Origin of the sequence: Rhodoplanes sp., assembly GCF_013377085.1 — a bacterium.
In the GTDB taxonomy this organism is placed as follows: Bacteria; Pseudomonadota; Alphaproteobacteria; order Rhizobiales; family Xanthobacteraceae; genus Rhodoplanes.
This window is the reverse complement of record NZ_JACAAX010000009.1, coordinates 47,823-71,222: the sequence shown is the minus strand read 5'-3', so window position 1 is coordinate 71,222 and position 23,400 is coordinate 47,823. Positions and strand designations below refer to the sequence as shown.

Annotated in this window: 19 protein-coding genes; 12 read left to right on the top strand and 7 right to left on the bottom strand. The window is 68.6% G+C overall.

The genetic code is table 11. The features are described 5' to 3' along the window. Window positions 1–31: 31 nt before the first annotated feature. Together HXX10_RS09035 and HXX10_RS09030 are read right to left on the bottom strand one after the other, a co-directional pair. The gene (locus HXX10_RS09035) at window positions 32–1,918 is read right to left on the bottom strand and encodes a ferrous iron transporter B (RefSeq protein ID WP_296521841.1); all 1,887 of its coding nucleotides are present in this window, start codon (window positions 1,916–1,918) and stop codon (window positions 32–34) included. A gap of 23 nt (window positions 1,919–1,941) precedes the next feature. After that, on the bottom strand, window positions 1,942–2,229 hold the full coding sequence (locus HXX10_RS09030) for a FeoA family protein (RefSeq protein WP_296521839.1): 288 nt from the start codon (window positions 2,227–2,229) through the stop codon (window positions 1,942–1,944). A gap of 598 nt (window positions 2,230–2,827) precedes the next feature. On the opposite strand from HXX10_RS09030, the gene HXX10_RS09025 reads away from it, so the two are divergent. The 4 genes from HXX10_RS09025 (at window position 2,828) to cynS (ending at window position 7,010) form a co-directional block, all read left to right on the top strand. Continuing rightward, a complete protein-coding gene (locus HXX10_RS09025; protein WP_296521838.1) occupies window positions 2,828–4,231 on the top strand; it encodes a CmpA/NrtA family ABC transporter substrate-binding protein in 1,404 nt (467 codons plus the stop codon). 196 nt (window positions 4,232–4,427) lie between these two features. Further along, a complete protein-coding gene (gene ntrB, locus HXX10_RS09020; RefSeq protein ID WP_296521836.1) occupies window positions 4,428–5,267 on the top strand; it encodes a nitrate ABC transporter permease in 840 nt (279 codons plus the stop codon). Between the two features lie 145 nt (window positions 5,268–5,412). Continuing rightward, window positions 5,413–6,330: an ABC transporter ATP-binding protein gene (locus tag HXX10_RS09015; RefSeq protein WP_296521834.1), complete on the top strand. Its 918-nt coding sequence runs from the start codon at window positions 5,413–5,415 to the stop codon at window positions 6,328–6,330. 191 nt (window positions 6,331–6,521) lie between these two features. Further along, the gene (gene cynS, locus HXX10_RS09010; RefSeq protein WP_296521833.1) at window positions 6,522–7,010 is read left to right on the top strand and encodes a cyanase; all 489 of its coding nucleotides are present in this window, start codon (window positions 6,522–6,524) and stop codon (window positions 7,008–7,010) included. Between the two features lie 309 nt (window positions 7,011–7,319). On the opposite strand, the gene HXX10_RS09005 is transcribed toward cynS, so the two are convergent. After that, entirely contained in the window at window positions 7,320–7,697 is a 378-nt protein-coding gene (locus HXX10_RS09005) for a response regulator (protein ID WP_296521831.1), read from the bottom strand. After that, window positions 7,694–11,368, bottom strand: coding sequence for a chemotaxis protein CheB (locus tag HXX10_RS09000; protein WP_296521830.1), 3,675 nt, complete (start codon window positions 11,366–11,368; stop codon window positions 7,694–7,696). Before HXX10_RS09000 ends, HXX10_RS09005 begins: the two co-directional genes overlap by 4 nt. A gap of 673 nt (window positions 11,369–12,041) precedes the next feature. Here HXX10_RS09000 and HXX10_RS08995 point away from each other — a divergent pair. Continuing rightward, window positions 12,042–12,887, top strand: coding sequence for a class I SAM-dependent methyltransferase (locus HXX10_RS08995; protein WP_296521829.1), 846 nt, complete (start codon window positions 12,042–12,044; stop codon window positions 12,885–12,887). Between the two features lie 200 nt (window positions 12,888–13,087). Next, window positions 13,088–13,609: a hypothetical protein gene (locus HXX10_RS08990; RefSeq protein WP_296521828.1), complete on the top strand. Its 522-nt coding sequence runs from the start codon at window positions 13,088–13,090 to the stop codon at window positions 13,607–13,609. Window positions 13,610–13,640: 31 nt separating this feature from the next. Here the strand turns inward: HXX10_RS08990 and HXX10_RS08985 are convergent, their stop codons facing one another. The 3 genes from HXX10_RS08985 to HXX10_RS08975 all read right to left on the bottom strand — a co-directional run bounded on the left by HXX10_RS08985 (window position 13,641) and on the right by HXX10_RS08975 (window position 16,300). After that, window positions 13,641–14,477 (bottom strand): extensin family protein, encoded by an 837-nt coding sequence (locus HXX10_RS08985; RefSeq protein WP_296521827.1) that lies wholly within the window; start codon window positions 14,475–14,477, stop codon window positions 13,641–13,643. Window positions 14,478–14,487: 10 nt separating this feature from the next. Then, a complete protein-coding gene (locus tag HXX10_RS08980) occupies window positions 14,488–15,276 on the bottom strand; it encodes an ABC transporter permease (RefSeq protein ID WP_296521826.1) in 789 nt (262 codons plus the stop codon). Between the two features lie 184 nt (window positions 15,277–15,460). Then, window positions 15,461–16,300, bottom strand: a complete 840-nt coding sequence (locus HXX10_RS08975) for an ABC transporter ATP-binding protein (RefSeq protein WP_296521824.1) — start codon at window positions 16,298–16,300, stop codon at window positions 15,461–15,463. 245 nt (window positions 16,301–16,545) lie between these two features. Between HXX10_RS08975 and HXX10_RS08970 the strand changes: the two genes are divergently transcribed. The 6 genes from HXX10_RS08970 (at window position 16,546) to HXX10_RS08945 (ending at window position 23,400) form a co-directional block, all read left to right on the top strand. Continuing rightward, complete coding sequence (locus tag HXX10_RS08970) at window positions 16,546–17,493, top strand: MBL fold metallo-hydrolase (RefSeq protein WP_296521823.1); 948 nt, start codon at window positions 16,546–16,548, stop codon at window positions 17,491–17,493. A gap of 65 nt (window positions 17,494–17,558) precedes the next feature. Then, window positions 17,559–18,182: a sigma-70 family RNA polymerase sigma factor gene (locus HXX10_RS08965; RefSeq protein ID WP_296521822.1), complete on the top strand. Its 624-nt coding sequence runs from the start codon at window positions 17,559–17,561 to the stop codon at window positions 18,180–18,182. Window positions 18,183–18,471: 289 nt separating this feature from the next. Further along, window positions 18,472–19,539: a C4-dicarboxylate TRAP transporter substrate-binding protein gene (locus HXX10_RS08960; RefSeq protein ID WP_296521821.1), complete on the top strand. Its 1,068-nt coding sequence runs from the start codon at window positions 18,472–18,474 to the stop codon at window positions 19,537–19,539. 64 nt (window positions 19,540–19,603) lie between these two features. Further along, entirely contained in the window at window positions 19,604–20,107 is a 504-nt protein-coding gene (locus tag HXX10_RS08955; RefSeq protein ID WP_296521819.1) for a TRAP transporter small permease subunit, read from the top strand. Window positions 20,108–20,149: 42 nt separating this feature from the next. Continuing rightward, complete coding sequence (locus tag HXX10_RS08950; RefSeq protein WP_296521818.1) at window positions 20,150–21,502, top strand: TRAP transporter large permease; 1,353 nt, start codon at window positions 20,150–20,152, stop codon at window positions 21,500–21,502. A 161-nt stretch (window positions 21,503–21,663) separates the two neighbouring features. Further along, entirely contained in the window at window positions 21,664–23,400 is a 1,737-nt protein-coding gene (locus HXX10_RS08945) for a 2Fe-2S iron-sulfur cluster-binding protein (protein ID WP_296521816.1), read from the top strand.

Genomic DNA, 23,400 nt, shown 5'->3' with positions numbered 1-23,400 from the left:
CCCCGAACTCGGTCTCTGTCGCCCGAATCCGTCAGCCGGCTCCGAGCGCGACCGCGATGTTATACGTCAGGAAGGCGCCCGCATAGGCGAGGACGATCATGTAGGCGAACGACACCGCCATCCAGTGCCAGCCGCCGGTCTCGCGGCGGATCACGGCGAGCGTCGAGGCGCATTGCGGGGCGAAGATGTACCAGGCGAGCAGCGCCAGCGCGGTGGCAAGGCTCCAACTCTGGGCCAGCACCAAGCCGATCTGGTCGCTCGCCTCCTTGCCGCCCTCGATGGCGTAGACGGTGCCGAGCGCCGCCACCGCCACCTCGCGGGCCGCCATGCCGGGGATCAGCGCCACGTTGATGTGCCAGTCGAAGCCGATCGGCGCCGTCAGCGGCTCGATGGCGCGGCCCAGGATGGCGGCGAGGCTGTACTCGATCGCCGGCTCGGCTGCCCCCTCCGGCGGCCGCGGGAACGAGGCCAGAAACCAGATCAGCACCATCATCGAGAAGATGGTGGTGCCAGCCCTCTGCAGGAACATCAGGGCGCGGGTGTAGACGCCGATCAGCACGCTCTTCAAGCGCGGCATCTTGTAGTCGGGCAGCTCGAGCATGAACGGCTCGGGATGGTCGCGCCACAACAGCCGCTTGGCGACGAACGAGACGGCGAGAGCGCTGGAAATGCCGGCCGCGTAGAGGCCGAACATCACCAGGCCCTGCAGGCCGACGAAGCCGAACACCTCGCGGTCCGGCACGAAGGCCGAGATGATCAGCACATAGACCGGGATGCGGGCCGAGCAGGTCATCAGCGGCGCCACCAGGATGGTGGTCAGGCGGTCGCGGCGGTTGTCGATCACGCGCGCCGCCATGATGCCCGGGATGGCGCAGGCGAAGCTCGACAGGAGCGGGATGAAGGCGCGGCCGTGCAGGCCGGCACCGCCCATGATGCGGTCCATCAAAAACGCGGCGCGGGCCAGATAGCCGAGATCCTCCAGGATCAGGATGAACAGGAACAGGATCAGGATCTGCGGCAGGAAGACGATGACGCTGCCCACCCCGGCGATCACGCCGTTCTGGACGAAGCTCTGCAGCAGGCCCTCCGGCATGTTCGCCTGGACGAGCCCGCCGAGCGCGTCGAAGCCGGCCTTGATCAGATCCATGGCCGGCTGCGCCCAGGAGAACACCGCCTGGAACATCACGAACAGCACGGCGAGCAGGATGAGGATGCCGAACACCGGGTGCAGCAGAACGCCGTCGAGCCGGCCCGTGAGGGTGTCGGGCCGTCCTGGCACCTTGACGGCGGCGTGCAGGATGCGGTCGGCCTCGCGCTGGGTGGCGCGCAGCTCGGCCGAGGTCGGCGGCGTCCAGGTGTTGGCGGCGGCGACATGCGCGGCCGGCGGCATGGCGATCAGCCCGTCCATGCGGGCGATCAGATCCTCGACGCCGCCGCGACGCACCGCCGTCGAGGTGACGACCGGCACGCCGAGCTCTGCCGACAGCCGGTCGAGGTCGAACTCGAAGCCGCGCTTTCTGGCGATGTCGATCATGTTGAGGGCGAGCATCAGGGGCCGGCCGACCCTTTTGAGCTCCAGCACCAGGCGAAGCGCGATGCGCAGATTGGTGGCGTCGGCGACGCACAGCAGCATGTCGGGAGGGGATTCGCCGGCGAGGCGCCCCAGCACGGCGTCGCGAGTGACCTGCTCGTCGGGGCTGCGGGCGCGCAGCGAATAGGTGCCGGGAAGGTCGAGCAGATGGACGGAGCGGCCGCTCGGGGTCTGGAACAGGCCGGACTTCCGCTCGACCGTGACGCCGGGGTAATTGGCGACCTTCTGGCGGCTGCCCGTGAGCGCGTTGAACAGCGCCGTCTTGCCGCAATTGGGATTGCCGACCAGCGCCAGATGCCAGGGCCCGGCCGGTTCGACGGCGGTCATGTCAGAGCCTGCTTTCGCCCCGGTCAGCTCACCAGGATCGCCATCGCCTCGCGGCGGCGCAGCGCGATGGTCGCGTCGTTGACCCGCACGGCGATGGGGTCGCGCCCGAAGGCGCCCTCGTGGAGAATCTCGACCCGGGCGCCCTCGACGAAGCCGAGCTCGACCAGCCGGCTCTCCAGCTCACCGGCCGGCAGCCCCGCCCCATATCCGTTCACCTCGATGGCATCGATGCGGCCGCAGAAGCCGCGCCGCGCCTGCCCGAGCGGCAGGGAGGACACCGACGCCGACAATTCGGAGAACAGATCGGACATGAAGTCGCCTCGGTCGAAATCTTCGCATTTGCGAACGAGTTTCATCTTGCCGTGGAAGGGGGGGCCGGAGTCAAGAAAAAACGCAAAACAACTCAGTAACTTAGAATTTCTACAGAGTAGCATCGGTAAACTTCGCCATTCGACGTACGCATTGTTGCGGAGGGATTAGGCCCCCCGGACGGTCAGACGGCCTGGATATCGGAGCGGCCGCGGGCGCCCGGCCGGCCGACGGTATCCTGGGCGGCCTCGGCCGCCACCCGCGGCCTGCCCCCGCACAAGGCGGCCGCGCAAGGGGTTTTGCGAAGTGAACAAAGCACGGAACGAGCGGCAGGAACTCCGTTCTCGGTTCGTTGCTGCGACCAGCGCGGGTATCGACGGCGCTCGTCCACGCCAGCACGTCCGCACCCGCGGGACGCAGCGACAGCGCGCCAGCCGAAGCGAACCAACTGCCGCTCGAGGCAGCAACGCTGCACCAATTCTATGCATTGCATACATGCTGCCGGCGTCCGGAATGCGAACAAGCCGGACGATCGCTGGCACGTGCCTTGCTAATTCCTGCTCCGCATCGCCGGCTCACGGCGACGAGACGGAGTGCCCCATGTCCCTGTTCGACGATCCCTTCCGGAGCGACCGCCGGCTGACCGCGGGCTGTGTCTGCGGCCGCCATGCGAGCCAGATCGAGCACGACCACGCCGCCCACGCGCAAACCCTGCAGCTCCAGCAACAGGCCGCCACGACGGCGACCGCCAGCGAGGAGGAGCGCTACCAGGGCGTCGTCGCCTCCGCCGTGATGCGGGCGATGTTCCCGCAGGACGCCGCGCGCCGCGCCTTCCTGAAATCGGTCGGCGCCTCGACGGCGCTGGCCGCGCTGTCGCAGATCTTCCCGCTCGGCACCGCGACCGAGATTTTCGCGCAAGGCGCCGCGCTGGAGAAGAAGGACCTCAAGGTCGGCTTCATCCCGATCACCTGCGCGACGCCCATCATCATGGCGCATCCGATGGGTTTCTATGCCAAGCACGGCCTGAACGTCGAGGTGGTGAAGACCGCCGGCTGGGCCGTGATCCGCGACAAGACCCTCAACAAGGAATACGACGCCGCCCACATGCTCTCCCCGATGCCGCTGGCCATCACCATGGGCGCCGGCGCCAGCCCGATCCCCTACACGGCGCCGGCCGTGGAGAACATCAACGGCCAGGCCATCACGCTGGCCATGAAGCACAAGGACAAGCGCGACCCGAAGTCGTGGAAGGGCTTCAAGTTCGCGGTGCCGTTCGACTACTCGATGCACAATTACCTGCTGCGCTACTACGTGGCGGAGCATGGGCTCGATCCCGACACCGACATCCAGATCCGCGCCGTGCCGCCGCCCGAGATGGTGGCGAACCTGCGCGCCGACAATATCGACGGCTTCCTGGCCCCCGACCCGGTCAATCAGCGCGCCGTCTATGACGGCGTCGGCTTCATCCACATGCTGTCCAAGGAGCTGTGGGACGGCCATCCGTGCTGCGTGTTCGCCGCCTCGAAGGAGTTCGTTACCACGGCGCCCAACACCTATGCGGCGCTCCTCAAGGCGATCATCGACGCCACCGCCTACGCCACCAAGGCGGAGAACCGCAAGGCGATCGCCGAGGCGATCGCGCCCGCCAACTATCTCAACCAGCCTGTCACGGTGGTCGAGCAGGTCCTGACCGGCACGTTCGCGGACGGGCTCGGCAACGTGCAGAAGGTGCCGGACCGCATCGCCTTCGATCCATTCCCGTGGTCGTCCTTCGCGGTGTGGATCCTCACCCAGATGAAGCGCTGGGGCCAGATCAAGGGCGAGGTCGACTACAAGGCGATCGCCGACCAGGTTTTTCTCGCCACCGACACGGCCCGGCTGATGAAGGAGGTCGGCCTGACGCCGCCGACCGCGACGACGAAAAGCTTCTCGGTGATGGGCAAGACCTTCGATCCGGCCAAGCCGGACGAGTACGTCGCCAGCTTCGCCATCAAGCGGAGCTGAGCCGCCTGTCTTCACCTCCCCCTGGAGGGGGGAGGTCGCCGAGCAAAGCTCGGCGGGAGGGGGCGATCAGCGAAGCCGGTCTTCTGGGCTTCACCCCACCCCGATCGCGCGCTTCGCACGCGCTCGACCCTCCCCCTCCAGGGGAGGGTGATCCACCCGAGCCGCTGTCGCATCGAATCGCAAGAAACGACGCCCCATGACCCGCTCCCTCACGCTTCGCGCCGCCGTCGTGTCGCTGCTTTTCTTCGCCGCCTTCGTGCTGGCGTGGCATCTGGCGACGCGCGGCGCGGGCGCGACCGTCGCGATGGATCCGGAATACGCCAAGCTGATGGGCGCCACGGCGACGCAGGGCAAGTCGGCGATGCCGGGGCCGCTCGACGTCGCGCAGACGCTGTGGGGCCATCTGAAAGATCCGTTCTACGACCGCGGCACCAACGACAAGGGGCTCGGCATCCAGCTCGGCTGGTCGATCGCCCGCGTCGGCCTCGGCTATCTGCTCGCCGTGCTGGTGGCGATCCCGCTCGGCGTGATGATCGGCATGTCGCCCTTGATGAGCAAGGCGCTCGACCCGTTCATCCAGATTCTGAAACCGATCTCGCCGCTCGCCTGGATGCCGCTCGCGCTCTACACCATCAAGGATTCGGGCATCTCCGCCATCTTCGTCATCTTCATCTGCTCGCTGTGGCCCATGCTGGTGAACACGGCGTTCGGCATCGCCTCGGTGCGGCGCGAATGGATCAACGTCGCCCGCACGCTCGAGGTCGGCACGCTGCGCCGCATCTTCACCGTGCTGCTGCCGGCCGCCGCGCCGACGATTCTGACCGGCATGCGCATCTCGATCGGCATCGCCTGGCTGGTCATCGTCGCCGCCGAGATGCTGGTCGGCGGCACCGGCATCGGCTACTTCGTCTGGAACGAGTGGAACAACCTCTCCATCACCAACGTCATCACCGCCATCCTGGTCATCGGCGTGGTCGGCATGATTTTGGACCAGCTCCTCGCCCGCGCGACCCGCGCCGTCACGTTCCCGGAGTGATGGGGATGAGGCTACTCAGCCATTCGTCTGTTGCTCGTCATGGCCGGGCTTGTCCCGGCCATCCACGCCTTCCTTTCGGCACCCGCAGCAAGACGTGGATGCCCGCGACGAGCGCGGGCATGACGGCAGAGAACGTGGCCGGGCCATGACCCAAAGCTTCATCTCGATCGAAGGCATTTCGAAGCGCTTCCCGGCGGCGGGCGGCGGCGCCACCACGGTGTTCGAGGATCTGTGGCTGCCGATGGAGCGCGGCGCCTTCACCTGCATCATCGGTCATTCCGGCTGCGGCAAGACCACGGTGCTCAACGTGCTGGCCGGGCTCGACCGGCCGAGCGAGGGCGTCGTCATCGTCGACAACCAGGCGATCGAGGGCCCGAGCCTCGACCGCGCCGTGATCTTCCAGAGCCACGCGCTGCTGCCCTGGCTCACCGTGATGGGCAATGTCGCCTACGCGGTGTCGTCGAGATGGCGGCGCTGGTCGCGCGTCGAGGTCGAGGAGCACGCCCGGAAATTCATCGCCCTGGTCGGGCTGTCGGGCGCCGAGCGAAAACGGCCGGCCGAGCTCTCCGGCGGCATGAAGCAGCGCGTCGGCATCGCCCGGGCGCTGTCGATCGAGCCGAAGATTCTGCTGATGGACGAGCCGTTCTCGGCGCTCGACGCGCTCACCCGCGGGACGCTGCAGGACGAGGTGCGCCGCATCTGCCGCGAGACCGGCCAGACCGTGCTGATGATCACCCACGACGTCGACGAGGCGATCTATCTGGCCGACCGCATCGTGCTGATGACCAACGGGCCGCAGGCCGTGATGGCCGAGATCGTCGAGAACCCGCTGCCGGTCGACCGCGCCCGCAACGACGTGCACAAGCACCCGCTCTATTACGCGGTGCGCAATCACGTGGTGGATTTTCTGGTGACGCGCAGCCGGAGCTTTTCCGATGCCGACAAGGCCGCGCTGAACCGCCGCGCCGTTCCGGTCGTGCGCCCCGGCGCGCCCGAGCCCGTGGTGCTGGGCGGCGACACCCTCACGCCGTCATGGCCGGGCTCGCGCGTGAAGGAAGCGTGATGAGGCCGGGCTTCTCCGCTCTGTCATTCCGGGGCGCCGCGCAGCGGCGAGCCCGGAATCCATATCCGCGGACTGGGGTCATGGATTCCGGCCTCGCGGGCTGACGCCCGCGCCCCGGAATGACCGAACGAGTTCATCTGCGCATTCGCTCGAAGAACATCTGCATCGACATAGACCGAAGGAGACCCATCATGATCCGTGCCGACCTCACCGAGAAGCTGCTCGACATCAAGCGCGAGAAGGGCTGGACCTGGAAGCACATCTGCGACGCCATCGGCGGCTACTCGCCGGTGCTGATCGTCGGCGCCATCCTGGGCCAGATGAAGCTGACCAAGCCGCAGGCCGCCAAGGCCGGCGAGCTGTTCGGCCTGTCCAACGCCGAGACCGCGATGCTCAACGAGGTGCCGATGCGCGGCGCCGACGTCGTGATGCCGCCGACCGACCCGCTGATCTACCGCTTCTACGAGCTGGTGATGGTCAACGGCCCGGCCTGGAAGGCGCTGATCGAGGAGGAGTTCGGCGACGGCATCATGTCGGCGATCGACTTCGACATGCAGATGGAGCGCCTGCCCGATCCCAAGGGCGACCGCGTCAAGATCACCATGTCGGGCAAGTTCCTGCCCTACAAGTACTACGGCGCCTCCGGCAACGTCCCGGCCTACGGCTTCAAGGAGGAGTGAGGCCGGCATTCAGAAGCTTCGACTCGTCATGCGCGGCCTCGACCCGCGTATCGATCGCTTAGAAAAGGCATCTTTCGAAGCTCGATGGATTGCCGGGTCGAGCCCGGCAATGACGATGCAGGTCGAAGCCAACGAAGCGCGGCATAAGACCGGCATTCATTCGCGCCGACTCACATCTCTGGTCCTAGCCGGGCGTGTCCCGGCCATCCACGATCTTTCGTTGGCGCAACGTTCAAGACGTGGATGGCCGCGACGAGCGCGGCCACGACGAGTCGGAGTTTCCGGAGGTCGATATGATGCCGGGCCCGGTCAGCCCGTACCCCGGATCGCCGCGGCGAGCGCGTCGATCATCTGGCGGGCGCGGGCCGGCTTGGCGAGGATCGGACAGCCGTCCCACTCGGCCGGCAGGCTGCCGCGGTCGAAATGGCCCGAGCAGAAGACGAACGGGATGCGGCGCACGGCGAGAATCCTGGCGACCGGCCAGACCTCGTCGTCGTTGAGCTTTATGTCGAGGAGCGCGGCCGTGATCGGCTCGGACGCGGCGAGCTGCTCGGCCTCGTCGAGCAGGCCGACCGGTCCGACCACGTCGGCGCCGGCGCTGCGCAGGATGCTGTCGACCGTCAGGGCGAGCAACGCATTGTCCTCGACGATGAGGATGCGGAATCCCTGCAATGCGTCGTCGTTCATGGTCGGGCCGTCCTCTGCTCCGGCTCGGGGACGTCGCGGACGATCCGGTGCGCCTCCAGCTCCAGCCGCCACACCAGGCCCTCCGGCGGGAAGTCCATGCCGACGACGGCCTTGTGGGCCTTCGCCAGCATGTCCTTGATCACCGTGCCGCCGAAGCCCGCATGTGTCGGCACGGCGATGCGGGGGCCGCCCTCCTCGCGCCAGCTCATCTGAAAGAGCGCGACCGGCGCGGCGGTGACCGTCCAGCCCACGACCACGCGGCCGGTCGGCACCGACAGGGAGCCGTACTTGGAGGCGTTGGTCGCGAGCTCGTGCAGGACGAGACCAAGATCCTGCGCCCCGTTCGGCTTCAGCGTCAGCGGCGGCCCGGTCAGCACCAGATGGGAGCCGGCGTCGTCGAAGAACGGCGAGAGCTGGTCGCGCACCAGCTCCTCCAGATCGACGCCCTCCCATTCCCGCCTGACCAGCAGGTCGATGGACCGCCCCAGCCCGTCGATGCGCCGCGACAGCCGCTCCTGGAACCCCTCGGAGTCGGAGGTCGTGCGCGAGGTCTGCCACGCCATCGCCTGCACCACGGACAGCACGTTCTTGGTGCGATGCGACAGCTCCCGCATGATCAGCCGGATGTGCTGCTCGCGCTCCTTGCGTCCGGTGATGTCGCGCATGATGCCGGTGAAGTAGCGTCGGCCCTCGACCGACCATTCGGTGAGCGCGAGATCGAGATGCACCAGCGCGCCGTCCTTGCGGCGGCCTTCGACCTCCCGTCCGGTGCCGATGACCTTCCCGACGCCGGTCCTGAGATAGGCCGAGATGTAGTCGTCGTGCGCACGTCCGAGCGCCTTGGGCATGAGAATGCTCACATTGCTGCCGATCGCCTCGGCGGCGGCGTATCCGAAGATGCGCTCGGCCGAGGTGTTGAACGACTGCACGATCCCCCTCTCGTCGACGACCACGATTGCGTCGACGGCCGTCTCCACGATCGTGCTCAGGCGCGTCTCGCTGGCGCGGAGCTGAATCTCGGCGTTTTTGCGCCGGGTGATGTCGATCAGCGCGATGACGACCCCCGCCGTCTCGCCGCCGAGCTGATACGGCAGGATGCGAAGCAGAAAGGCCCGGTCCGATGTGCTGATCTCGTGCTCGCAGGCCGGCCCGCCCGCCAGCACATCCTTGATCCACGAGAACAGCTCCGGCTGGTGGAAGCGCGCCGTGATGTGCTCGATCGGCCGCCCGATGTCCTGCTCGAGCAGATTGAACGTGTCGGCGATCGCCGGCGTGAGGCGCCGCACCCGCAGATCGTGATCGAGATAGATGACGCCGATGTCGGTGCTCTTGAGCAGGTGATTCATGTCGAGCGTGACCTCGACCAGCTCGTCGATCTTGCGCTGGTGCTCGGCGCTCACCGTGAGAAGCTCCTCGTTGACCGAGTTGAGCTCCTCGTTGGTGGACTGCAGCTCCTCGTTGGTCGACATCAGCTCTTCGTTGGTCGCCTGCAGCTCCTCGTTGGTGGTCTCCATCTCCTCGATGGTCGCCTGCAGGTTCTCCTCGGTGGCGCGCAGCTCGTTCTCGAGATCGCGGATGCGCTCCCGATAGAGCTCGACGGCCTCCACCGACTCGATTTCCGCCTCAACGGCCCGGGCGCGACGCCCCACCTTCTTCGGAGGGGCGACCTCGGCGAACGTGACCATGCAGTAGTCCTCGTCCTGCCAGTCCGAGCCGTTCAGCCGCTCCACCGTGACCTTGAACGCCTTCTCGTCCTCGCCGGCGAGCCGGCACCTCACCTGGCGGACGAACGGCACCGTATTGTACCCACGCATGCGTTCGAGCCCGGCCCCGATGGTGTGGCGCAGATCCTCGATGGCGACGCCGGTGATCAGGTTCGAGAAGCGTCCCTCGCGCACCGACAGATAGCGATGGGCGTCGCCGAACACGTGGAAGATCGTGCCGTCGCGGCTGACCAGGACGCCGGCCGGCGCGAACCGGTCGAGGATCGCGTCATAGGCCTTGGTCAGCCCGCGTTGCGCCGGTGCGCTCCTCGCCTTGGCGGCGGCGACGGCGATCACCGGCGAGCGCGGCTCGTGGTGGAGGGCCGGATCGTCGCGCAGCGAGGGCGACGGCAGCAGGCGAAAGGATTCGCGCAGCCGGACGTCGCGCAGCTTGCGGAAGATCCGCCATTGCTGGTCGATCACGCCGAACTCGTCGGCCAGCTCGCTGATCGCCTCGCTCGGCCCGAGGAACAGGATGCCGTTGCGATCCAGCGCGAAGTGGAACAGCATCAGCACCATGCGCTGGGCAATGTCGTCGAAATAGATGAGCAGGTTGCGGCAGCTCACGAGATCCATCCGGGTGAACGGCGGATCCTTGAGCAGATTGTGCGGACTGAACACGACGAAGCGCCGCAGCCCCGGCTTCACCTGATACTGGCTGCCATTGGCGTCGAAATAACGCTCCACCAGGTCGGGACCGAGCGCCTTGACGATCGAGTCGTCGTAGACGCCGCGGCCGGCGCGCTCGAGCGCCGGCCCGAAAATGTCGGTCGCGAACACCTTGGCGTTGAGCTCCATGCGCTCCTTGCGGGCATACTCCTTCAGCAGGATGGCGATCGAATAGGCCTCCTCGCCGGTGGCACAGCCCGGCACCCACACCCGGACGGGTCGCCGCGGCGACATGGCGGCCATTATCTTCGGAAGGGCCTTCTCGGACAGCGCGCTGAACGCATCGGCGTCGCGGAAGAACGAGGTGACGCCGATCAGCAGGTCCTTGCTCAGGAGGTCGATCTCCTCCGGCTCCTGCTTGAGCTTCTCCACATAGGCGGCGAGGTCGTCGAGATGGGCCATCTCGGCGCGCCGGCGAATCCGCCGCCCGACCGTCGACTTCTTGTAGTAGCCGAAATCGGCGCCGCAGCGCCGTTGCAGGAGCTGGATGATCTGGCGCTCCGGATCGACCGACCACGAATGCTCGCTAGCCTCCTCGGCGAACGGCGGCGCTTCGCCGCTCAGGACCCGGAGCAGAAGACGTGGCAGCGCATTCGGCGGGGCGGAGGCGCTGGCCAGATTGCGCTCGATCAGCGAGCGCGGCATGCTGTCGAAGCGCGCCGTCGTCGGATCCTGGGCCAGCACGATTCCGCCCGCGTCCCGGATCGCAGCCGCGCCGAGCGTTCCGTCGGTGCCGGTGCCGGACAGGATCACGGCGATCGCCCGGTCCTTCTGGTCGCGGGCGAGCGACTTCAGGAACGCGTCGATCGGAAAGTTCAGGTGGGTCTTCTTGTCCTCCTGCTTCAGGACGAAGACGCCCTGCTGGATGATCAGGGTCTGCTGCGCCGGCCGCAGATAGATCACGTTCGGCTCGACCGCCGTCCCTGTGGTCACCGCACGGATGGACATGCGGGTGCGGCGGGCCAGGAGCTCGTCCATCACGGAGCGGAAATCCGGCGACAGGTGCTGGACGATCACGAAGGCGACGCCGCTGTCGGCGCGCATCGCGTCGAAAAACAGCTCGAGCGCCTCGAGGCCGCCGGCCGAGGCCCCGATGGCGACGATCCGGGTCGCCGGCGGCTTCTGGCGCGTCGCGGGTGCGTCCGCTGACGCGTCGGCCGGGCTGTCCGCTCTGGTCGCCGGCTTCGGCTTGGCGCTCCGCCCGCCGCGGGCGGGTGCGGGGTCGTCCTTGCGCGGCATCTGCTCACCCTTGTTTTCGCAGCGCAGCCGATCCCCGCTCAGATCGGACAATCGGCGGCGCCCCTATGCGGTCCGTGGGGCGGCCGGCGCACTTCGGCGTCGGTCCGACGCGGACATTCAGCGATTCGATGGCAGACTCCGGCCATTGCTGCCGACGGCACGACCGTGACCTGCCGGCAGGCCGGAGCAGCACTTTGTCGGCCTTCGGCGCCCGACGGTTCATGCACCGGGGCATCATGAGGTCGTGCAGGCCAATTGGGCGCGTTACCGCGTTATCGTCTAGCAGCCGGCGGCGACGGTTCGCCTTGATGTGGATCATCCGGGCTCGGTACAGCCGCAGTGCGGCATTCCGGCGACACAGTTGCTCCGGCATGTCGCGCGTCGGCGCGGGCAGATGTGGCGTGAACCGACGGGCAAGAGACCATACCAGTCTTCGTCGTCCTCGACCGTCGTCGTCATTGCCGGGCTTGATCCGGCAATCCGTCGATCTTCAAAAGACGCTCTTCTTTGAGCGATGGATGCGCGGGTCGAGTCTGCGCATGACGAGTCGGAGCTTGTGAAGACCGGCATCAGATCGACGGCACGGGATGGGCGGCGAAACACCGCCCGGAATCCTTCGCTGTGCCGTAGAATCGGGCGCAGGGCCGCACGGCCCGAACCGAAGGCGGCGCGGGTGCCTGATCTGCTCATCCATTCGATGTCGGAGCTCTCCGATCTGATCCTCGGCGGCCTGCAGCTCGCCGGCGCCGACCATGTCGTCGAGATCGGCGCCGAGCACGGCGGCATGTCGTCTCTTCTCGCCGACCACACAGGCGCCCGCGGCGGCACGCTGACCAGCATCGATCCCGCACCGAAACCGGAGTTCCGCGCCTGGGCGGCGCGCGAGCCGCATGTCCGGCATATCGAGGAGCCGAGCCTCGCCGTCATCGACACGCTCGCCGGCATCGACGCCTGGCTGATCGACGGCGATCACAACTGGTACACGGTGTTTCACGAGCTGACCGCGATCGAGCGCGCCTGCCGCCGCGACGGCCGGCCGCTGCTCGCCTTCCTGCACGACATCGGCTGGCCGGCCGGGCGCCGTGACCAGTATTACGCGCCCGAGCGCATCCCGGCCGAGCACCGCCAGCCCTTCTCCCACGAGGCCGGCGCCGTGCTCGACACCGCTGCGCTCGTGCCGGGCCGCGGCTTCCGCGGCATGGGCGCCTTCGCCTTCGCGGTCCACGAAGGCGGCCCGAAGAACGGCGTGCTCACGGCGATCGAGGACTTTCTGGCCGAGGCGCTCGCCGACGGCCGCGACTACGCCTTCGCCGAGATCCCGGCCGTGTTCGGCCTCGGCATCGTCTTCGCCCTCGATGCGCCGTGGAGTGCGCGGCTCGCCGATCTGCTGATGCCGTTCCACCGCAACGCCCTGCTGCGCCGCCTCGAGGACAATCGGCTGCGCAACTATCTCCAGGTGATCGCGTTGCAGGACGAGGCGGCCGGGAGCGACCGGCGCCTGCGCTCGGTAGCCTGGTAGCGCCGGCCGGCGATCGCCGGTCCGGCCCGCACGGGCCGATTATGTCCCCGAAGCAACGGTCGGCGTGCCGCGCGAGGCACTAGTTACTGCGCTGCAACATGACTAGATGATCCAAGCGATCACGGCGGCCGTTCGAGGATATGCGGTCGCCGGCCGATAGTGCAGCCACCCCCCTGAGAGGACCAGGACCCGATCCGACCATGATCTCGCTCGCCTTCAACGCCGCGCTCGCCTTCTACGGCGCGTTCCTTCTCGCCGCCCTGTCACCATCGCCACCGGACCCGTTCTCCCGCGCCGTGACGTTCGCCTTGACCGGCTCGGACCGTGGCATCGTCCGCCCGGTGGACTGGACGGCCTGCGTGTTCGAGGTCGACGGCGCGCAGTTCCGCGTCGGCGCCGTCGACACCGACCGCCTCTCGATCGAGTTGCGTGACGTGCCGAGCGACTGGGGCCAGGTGCAGCGCGTCGCCGTCGGCCTGCACGGCGAGGCGCCCGTCTACGAGCGCATCGAGCGGGCGATCGAGGACAGCAACCCGATGGACGACGACTTCGCCCTGATGCTCAAGGCCGAGTTGAAGCAGCGCAGCCCCGGGTTGTTCGAGGATCGCCGCACGGCGGAGACCGACTACACGCTGCTGCTCGGCACCACCGATGTGGCACGCGTCCGCCACGACTGGGGCGTGCTGATCCGCGCCTGTTCCGGGCCGCCGCACGGGCCCTGAGGGCGCACAGGGTCGGCGGGCGGCAAGGCCGTCATGGCTCCTGTTCCGGCTCCGAATCCGGCTCCGCGTCCAGCTTCGGCCGCGGTCGCGGCAGCGGCACCGGGTCTCGCACGTCCCACTGGCAAATCCGAAAGTCCTTGCGGCGCTCGGCCAGATCGAGGTGCACGTGGTCCTCGTGATAGCCGTCCGAGCCCGGCCCGAGCACCGTGGTGAAACGCGCGCACACGGACTTCGCCAGCGCACTGCGCAGCGTCTTGTCGGCGATCGGGTCGGTCAGTCCGACGCTGCGCCCGTCGGCCAGCACGAAGCCGCGCAGATCGACCGCATTGCCGCGCCCATGCTCGCTGATTTTTGCGCCGGCGATGCGGTTGCGTGGCCGGCACTCGTAGGAGGTATCGACCACCATCGTGGCGGGCCGCCCGCCGGACGGCGTCATCAGCGCCGCGACGTCGTCGCGCATCCAGGCCACGAGAGCTTCGGCCAGCGTGCAGCGGATGCGCGCCGTGGCGGCGACGGCGACGCGCTCGCCGCCGGCGAGCCGGATCGCCGAGAGCCGCACTAGATCCTGGGCCTGGCAGGCGGGCTGGCCCGCCGCGGGCGGCTCCGGCTCCGCCTCGGCCACCACGGCGAGCCGCTCCAGGCAGGCGTCCCGCTCGGCCAGGATTTTCGGGTCGGGCTCCGGCGGCTTGGCGGGCGCCGTGATCGGGCGCGGACGCGGCAGCGGCACGACGACCGGCAGGGGCACGGCGTCCCCGGCCGCGCCCTCGGGCACGCGCGCCGGTTCGCGCCGGGCCTGCGGCGCCGCCACGGCTGAGCCGACCGCCGTGGCGGTCAGCAGCAGCACCAGCACTGCGGTCCGGATCGCCACGCGGCCCCACTCACCCGTGCGCGTCGTGCGCCATCGGGCGCCACACCAGGAGGCGGCGCTCGACCATACTGACCAGCATGTCGATGACGATCACGAAGGCGGCCAGCACCACCATGCCGGCGAACACGCCGGCGACGTCGAACACGCCCTCGGCCTGCTGGATCAGATAGCCGAGCCCAGCGGCGGAGCCGAGATACTCGCCGACCACGGCGCCGACCACGGCGAAGCCGACCGAGGTGTGCAGCGAGGAGAACATCCAGGACAGCGCCGAGGGCCAGTAGACGTGGCGCATGAGCTGGCGCTCGCTCATCCCCAGCATGCGGCCGTTGGCCAGCACGGTCGGGCTCACCTCCTTGACGCCCTGATAGACGTTGAAGAACACCACGAAGAACACCAGCGTGACGCCGAGCGCCACCTTCGACCAGATGCCGAGGCCGAGCCACAGCGCGAAGATCGGCGCCAGCACGACGCGCGGCAGCGCATTGATCATCTTGACATAGGGATCGAACACCGCGGCGATCAGCGGCTTTCGCGCGAACCAGAAGCCGACCAGCCCACCGCCGAGCGAGCCGATCACGAAGGCGAGCACCGACTCGGTCAGCGTGATCCACAGATGCACCCAGATGGTGCCGTCGGCGAACCACTTGACGATGCGCAGCGCGACGTCGAGCGGCCGCGAGAAGAAGAACGGCGGCAGCAGCACGGTGCCGAAGATCGGCACGCTGGTGAGCACCTGCCACAGGCCGATCACCACGACCGCGACCAGGATCTGCAGCGTCAGGAGAGTCAGGCGGGACATTTTTGGGCTCCTGCGCGCGGCCAGCGTAATCTGATCGGAGGCAACGCGCTCGCCACCTTCTCCGAAGTCATCGCCGGGCCTGACCCGGCGATCCATCGTCTTGTGAAAGAAGCATTTCTTGCGCAGTCGATGGATGCGCGGGTCGAGCCCGCGCATGACGGCTCTGAATGCACGGCAGCCGGCGTCATCCCAAGCCCCCGGTCTGCACGTAGCCCTTCATCACCTCGTCGCGCAGCATGGCCCAGATCTCGCGGTGCAGATCGTGGAACGCCTTGTCGAGCTTGATCTCGGCGACCTCGCGGGGTCGGGCGAGCGGAATCGTCCAGTCGCCGATGATGCGCGCCGCCGGCCCGGCCGACATGATCACGACGCGGTCGGCGAGCGCGATCGCCTCCTCGAGATCGTGGGTGACGAACATCACGCCCTTGCGGTCGGCGCTCCACAGCTCGAGCAGCAGGTTGCCCATGATCTGCCTCGTCTGCGCGTCGAGCGGCCCGAACGGCTCGTCCATCAGAAGAATCTTCGGGTGGCGGATCAGCACCTGGGCGAGGCCGACGCGCTTGCGCTGGCCGCCCGAGAGCATGTGCGGATAGCGGTCGCCGAAGCTGCCGAGACCGACCCGGCGCAGCCAGGCCGCGGCCTCGTCGCGCGCCTCCTGCCTCGGCGTGCCGGCGACCTCGAGCCCGATGGCGACGTTCTCGAGCGAGGTCTTCCACGGAAACAGCGCGTCGGCCTGGAACAGGTAGCCGGCCGTTCGGTTGAGGCCGACAAGCGGCGCCCCGAAAATCTCGACCGTTCCGGTGGCCGGCACCAGAAGTCCGGCGGCGGCGTTGAGCAGGGTCGACTTGCCGCAGCCGGTCGGGCCGACAATGGCGACGAACTCGCCGTCGGCGACGCTGAGCGAGGCGTCGCGCACCGCCGTGAAGGTCGAACGGTCGGCGAGCCGGAACGCGATGGTGAGGTCGGCGAGATGCACGGCGCAGGGAGACGCCGCCGCGTCCGCGCCGGTTGCGGCCTGCTGCACGTGTCCACGCCTCCCCGTGATGGCCCATTGTGTCCTGCGGCGGCCGGCCTGCCGGCGCAGTGTCCGGCTGGCGCAATACCGTGCGCCGGCGAAAACGTCCATACGCCGAGAGGCCAAGGCCGACGGCGATGCGACCCGACTTGGATGCGACCCGACTTGGCGGCGGCCGCCGGTCATGGCTTACTTCTCCCAGACTGCGCCGCGACGCGGAAACGCCGTCGCCCCACGGAGACCGGACGAACGACATGACCGGGATGCTGGTTCGTTTCTGGGGCGTGCGGGGCAGCGTCACCTGCCCGGGCCCCGCGACGGTGCGCTACGGCGGCAACACGGCCTGCGTCGAGGTGCGCTGCGGCGACCGGCTGGTGATTTTCGACGCCGGCTCCGGCCTGCGCCCGTTCGGCCTCACCCTGTCGCAGGCCGGGGCGAAGACCGGTGTCGCCGGAGCGGGGGAGCGCAGGTCGATCGAGCCGAAAGCGGCCGGCCCTCTCGACGCCGACATTTTCCTCAGCCACTGCCATCTCGATCACGTCTGGGGGCTGCCGTTCTTCCAGCCGGCCTACGAGCCGGGGACGCGGCTGCGGCTGTGGGCCGGACACCTGCTGCCCGACCACACGCTGGCCGAGGCGATCGCCCGGCTGGTCGGCCATCCGCTGTTTCCCGGCGGCGGCGACTTCTTCCGCGCCGACATCGCCTTCCACGACTTCCGCGGCGGCGAGACGCTGACGCCGCATCCCGGGCTGACGCTGCGCACCGGGCCGCTGCAGCATCCGGGCGGCGGCACCGGCTATCGGCTGGAGCACGGCGGCGCCACGCTCGCCTATGTCACCGACACCGAGCACCGGCCGGACGGTCTCAATCCGGTCGTGCTGGGGCTCGCCGCGAACGCCGACCTGCTGATCTACGACTGCACCTATACGGACGCCGAGTATCCGGCCCATGCGGGCCGCGGCCACTCCACCTGGCAGCATGGCGCACGGCTCGCCGAGGCCGCCGGGGCGAGGCGGCTGGCGATCTTCCACCACGACCCCTCGCACGACGACCCGACCCTCGACCGGGTCGCCCGCGAGGCCGAGGCGATGCGCCCCGGCACCCTGGTCGCGGCGGAGGGCCTGACGTTGCGGCTGCCCGCCGCCCCCGCCACCCGCCCGGCCGAGGTTCAAGCCGACGACGGCACGCCCTGGCTTGTGTGATCCGCCTCACATTTCGCGGCGGCCGCAAGGCCTATGGATCCTCCACACAGTTCGTGGAGGTGCCGATGTCCACCGTTTTTACGCTGCCGAGAGTGAACGGGGCCGATCGCCGCCCGGCCACCACGAGCGCCAAGGCTCCGACCGATGCCGGCCTGATGGCCCGGATGGCGGAGGGCGACCGTGCCGCCCTGCAGGCGTTCTACACGCGCCACCACGTGCGGGTGTTCCGCTTCGTCCTGCGCATCCTGGGCGACCGCACCCAGGCCGAGGACGTGATCAGCGACGTCTTCATCGACGCCTGGCGCCAGGCCGGCCAGTTCGAGGGCCGCTCGGCGGTGTCGACCTGGCTCTTGGCGATCGCCCGCCACAAGGCCTATGCGGTGTTGCGCCGCCGGCCGACCGAGTCGATCGACGACGAGAAGGCCGCCCAGATCGAGGATGGCTGCGACACGCCGGACGTGACGCTGGAGAAGCGGAACCGCGCCGCCATCCTGCGTCGCTGCCTGGAGGCGCTGCCCTCGACCCATCGCGAGATCGTCGACCTCGTCTATTATCACGAGAAGTCGGTGGCCGAGGTCGCCCGCGTGTTCAATATCCCGGAGAACACCGTCAAGACCCGGCTGTTCTATGCGCGCAAGAAGCTCGCCGGCATGCTCGCCGGCGCCGGCGTCGATCGCGACTGGCTGTGAGACATACGGCCGCGGCGGGTGCCGCGGCCGGCGAAGACCGCGGCCGACAGCACGCCTCCCGCCGCGGATCGTGGCATGAACCCCAGCCCGTCCGCCGCGACCCGAACCGGACGCCATCGATCGGCCGGCGTCATCCGGTGCACCACCGTCGATACCGCACCGCAGCAACACACAGTACGCGTGCGCGGTCGCGGATCGAGCTGTTGACAGCCGAGACGGTATAATTTCAAGCTATCCATACAAAGCAGAATAACGCCTGCGGCCTCGCGGGCGACCCGGGAGGAAATTCATGAAACGTGCCGTGTCGGCCGCGCTCGCGGCTGCTCTTCTCGCCGTGGCTGCGACGCCCGGCGTCGCGCAGGAGACATTCCGGCTGCGCATCGCCTCCGGCCACCCGCCGGTGCAGACCTACGTCAATCTGCTCACCACCTTCTTCGTGCCGGAGGTGACCAAGCGGGTCGCCGAGCGCACCAAGCACAAGGTGCAGTTCATCGAGGGCTATGGCGGCGCCATGGTGAAGGTCGCCGACACGCTCGAGGGCGTGCAGTCCGGCATCATCGATCTCGGCGCCTACAATTTCGGCTTCGAGCCGTCGAACCTGCCGCTGCACGCCTTCCAGGTGATGCTGCCGTTCGGCACCATGAGCCCCGTCGCCAGCGTCAAGATCGCCCGCGAGGTCTACGACCGGGTGCCGTATCTGACCAAGGTGCTGGAGGACAAGTACAAGCAGAAGCTGGTCTCGCTGATCGCCGACAACGGCTACAATCTCGGCACCACCTTCGAATGGAACAAGGTCTCCGACCTCAAGGGCCAGAAGATCGCCGGTGCCGGACTCAATCTGAAATGGCTCGAATACGCCGGCGCGACGCCGGTGCAGTCGTCGCTGCCCGAGGCCTACACCTCGATGCAGACCGGCGTCTACAACGGCTGGGTGATGTTTCCGTCCGGCTGGGTGCAGTTCAAGCTCTACGAGATCGGCAAGCACTATGCCGAGATCGGCTTCGGCGCGATGACCTGGCACGGGCTCACCATCAACACGGCGACCTGGGCCAAGCTGCCGAAAGAGGTGCAGGACATCGTCATGGAGGTCGGCCGCGAGTACGAGACGCTGACCGGCACCGTCAACGAGGAGAACTACGGCAAGCAGATCGAGGATCTGAAGGCACACGGCGTCACGGTACGCAAGATGCCCGAGTCGGTGCGCGAGGACTGGGCCCGCTTCCTCGCCGACTGGCCGAAGCAGAAGGCCAAGGAACTCGACGCCCAGGGCATGCCGGCGACCCAGGTGCTGGAGCTGACGCTCGCCGTCGCCGAGAAAAACGGACACAAGTGGCCGGTGCGCTACGTGATCAAATGAGACGTCGACGATGCGGCGGCCGGGTGACGCCCGGCCGCGACGCCCCTGCCCCGGAGGTTCCGCCTTGCTCGATCGCCTGATCACGCCCCTGGTTCATCTGCTGCTCGCCGCCGCCGCGGTGCTCATCTTCCTGATGTCGTTCCTGGTGGTCTCCGACGTGATCGGCCGTGCGGTGTTCAACAGTCCGGTCAAGGGCACGCCCGAGCTGGTGTCGATGTCGATCGTGCTGATCGCCTTCCTGCTCGCCCCGCATGCGGTGCAGAGCGGCGGCATGCTGAAGGCGGACGTGCTGGTCGGCACCTTCGGCAAGGCGGGCCAGGACTTTTCCGAGCTCGTGTCGGGGCTTCTCGGCGCCGCCTTCTTCGGCTTCATCCTGTGGGGCGGCGCCGGGCCGGCCCTCAACTCCTGGATCGGCGGCGAGTACGAGGGCGAGGGCGCGCTGCGGGTGCCGGCCTGGCCGGCCCGCTTCGTCGTCGTGTTCGGCGCGTTCCTGGTCGTCGTCATCTATCTCGGCAAGGCGGTGCGCGCCGGGCGCGACCTCCTGACCTCCCGCTCGCAGCAGTCCTGACGGCCTGCGCCTCCTCCGATCCGGAACAGAAGGTCGATCGCCTTGCTCGGCAACAGCGACATGTTGATCGTCATCGCCTTGGTGCTGGTGCTGGTGTTCGCCGGCGTGCACATCGCCATCGCACTCGGCATCACGGCGGCGTTCGGCATCTGGCTGATGCTCGGCGACGTCGACGTGGTGCGGAATTTCGTCTCCAACACGGCCTACGAGGCGCTGCGCGACTACGTCTTCGCCGTCATCCCGCTGTTCATGCTGATGGGCGACCTGCTGGCGAAATGCGGCGCCGCGCGCGACCTCTACGCGCTCGGCCACCGCTTCAGCAAATGGCTGCCGGCCCAGCTCGCCGTCGCCACCATCATCTCGAACGCGCTGTTCGGCTTCGTCACCGGCGTGAGCATCGCGGCCGCGGCCGCCTTCTCGCGCATCGCGTATCCGGAGATGATGCGCTACGGCTACAAGCGCAGCTTCGCGCTCGGCTGCGTCGCCGGCAGCGCCTGTCTCGGCATGCTGATCCCGCCGTCGGTGCTGATGATCGTGTGGGCCGTGCTGACCGAGGTGTCGATCGGCAAGCTGTTCCTGGCCGGGGTGATCCCCGGGTTCATCGCGGCCGGCGGCATGATCGTCTATGTGGTGATCGCCGCCAAGCTGAACCCGGAGATCGCCGGCGGCTCGCCGCGCGTGACCTCCCGTGCGGCCGGCGTGGCGGTCGCGGAGGCAGGCACCGGACTACCGAACGAGGAGCCGATCGGCCCGCTGTTGCGCAGCACCGGCCTCGTCGTCGTGCTGGTGATCGGCGTGCTGGCCGCCATCTGGCTCGGCTTCTGCACGCCGACCGAGGGCGCCGGCGTCGGCGCCGTCGGGGCGCTGGCGCTGGCGCTGATCAAGGGCATCAAGCCGCGCGAGATCCGCGAGGTGGTGCTCGACGTCGGCCGCACCTCCGGGCCGCTGCTGCTGCTGCTGTTCTGCGCCCAGCTCTACTCGCGCGTGCTGTCGATGACCGGCTTCACCGAGGTGGCGAAGGCATTCCTGCTGTCGACCGGACTCGGGCCGTGGGGCATCCTCACCGTGATGGTGGCGATCTGGTTCGTGCTCGGCTGCCTGATCGATTCGATCTCGATCATCCTGCTGACCGTGCCGATCTTCGCGCCGATCGCCGTCCATCTCGGCTTCGACCCGCTCGCCTTCGCCATCATCGGCATCCTGGCCATCGAGACCGGCCTGCTGACGCCGCCCTTCGGCATCCTGGTGTTCACCGTCAAGGCGGCGGTGCCGGACAGGTCGGTCGAGCTCGCCGAGATCTTCCGCGGCTCGATCCCGTACTGGATCGTGCTGCTGGCCGTGGTGATCGCCATCGCGGCATTCCCGCAGATCGCGACTTTCCTGCCGAACCTGTAGGATCGCTCGAAGCGCTTCGGAGCATCGCCTCGCGGCGCGAGACCGTCCGGATCTCGAGCGCCGTCACGGGAATTTGAAAGCGCCGCACCGGCGCGTCCGCGCGTCGCCGGTAAAAGCCGATAAGAAGGACCCGATCGAACGTCACCAGCGACAGGCCGTCGATGCTCCCACACATCAGCCGCCGCGACCTCCGGCTGGCCTCGGGCCTGATCCTGTTCGGCTATGTGGGAACGCATCTCGCCAACCACGCGCTCGGCCTCGTCTCGCTCGACACGGCCGAGGCGGCCCTGGTCTTCTCGGTGGAGTTCTGGGGCGGCCCGGTCGGGACCGTCGTCCTCTATGCCGCGGCGGCCGTCCACGTCACGCTGGCGATCGAGGCGATCTATGTCCGCCGCACCTTCCGGCTCCCGCCGATCGAGCTGCTGCGCATCGGCCTCGGGCTGTGGCTCCCGGTGCTGCTGATCGGACACGCGGTCACGGCGCGCCTGGAGTTCGAGCTGGTCGGCTCCCCGACCACCTATCACCGCGTCGTCACCGGCCTGTGGGCCTCGAATTCCGAATGGCGGCAAATCGGCCTGCTGGCGCCCGGCTGGCTGCACGGCTGTCTCGGGCTGCGGCTGGCGTTCGGTCATCGGCCGGTGTGGCGCCGGCTCCAGTTGCCGTTGTTCGCCGTCGCCTTGCTGCTTCCGGTCCTGTCGGCGCTCGGGTTCCTCGCCATGGGCCGCGACCTCGCCCGGGCCGGGCCGCCCGCGCCGGTCGCCGCATCGACGCAGGAGGCGCGCGCCACCCTGAACCGCTGGCGCGAGGACCTGCTCGGCGGCTATCTGGGACTCATCGGGTTCGCGGTCGCGGCGCGTTCCGTCCGCAACATGATCGAGCGGCGCGGCCGCAAGCTGGTGACCATCGCGTATCCCAACCGCACCGTGACGGTGCCGCGCGGCTGGTCGGTGCTCGACGCCAGCCGTGCCTTCCACGTCGCCCATGCGTCGAGCTGCGGGGGGCGCGCCCGCTGCTCGACCTGCCGGGTCCGCGTCGTGTCCGGCGATTGCCCGCCGCCCGCCGCGATCGAACGCGCGACCCTGGCGCGCATCGCCGCCCCACCGGAGGTACGGCTGGCCTGCCAGCTTCGGCCCGATCGCGACGTCTCCGTGGTCCCGCTGGTCCGCACCGACCGGCCGGTCTACCGCAGCACGCCGGTGGCGATCGACAACGACCGGACCGTGGTGCTGCTGTTCTGCGACTTCGCAAACCGCACCACGCTGGCGCGCGATCATCTCGCCCACGACGTGCTGTTCGCCTTCACGCGCCATGCCGAGACGGCCTGCGACGCCGTCGTCGCCGCAGGTGGCACGGTGAGCTATGTGGAACACGACAGCATCTGCGCCGTGTTCGGGCTGGACACCGGTGTGGAGCGCGCGAGCCGCGCGGCGCTCGCCACCACCGCCGGCATCGAGCAGTCGCTCGCCGACCTCAATTCCCGGCTCGGCGCCGAATGGGGCTGCCAGGCCAACATCGTGGTCAGCCTGCATGCGGGCCGCGCGGCACTCGGCAGGGTCGGGCACACCGGAACGATCGTGGCGGCCGGCGAGGCGCTCGACGCCGCCGAGGCGATCCGCCGGGCCGTGATCGCGGCCGGCAAGGCGTTCGCGGTCTCGGGGCCGGTGATTGCGGCCGCCGGGCTGCCGCCGCCGACCGAGCCGGCACTGCGGCTGACACGCACCTCCTCCGGCTGGACGCCTGCTGGCGCGTCGGACGCGGACGCCGCCGCCGACGACCGGGCGATCGTGCCTCTTCCGGTCTATCTTCTGGACACCGTCGCGTGGGCGTCGGACGGTGCCACGTGGAGCCATCGGGTGCGGCACGCGGCGGCGGCCGCCAGGAACCTCATCCAAGGCTGA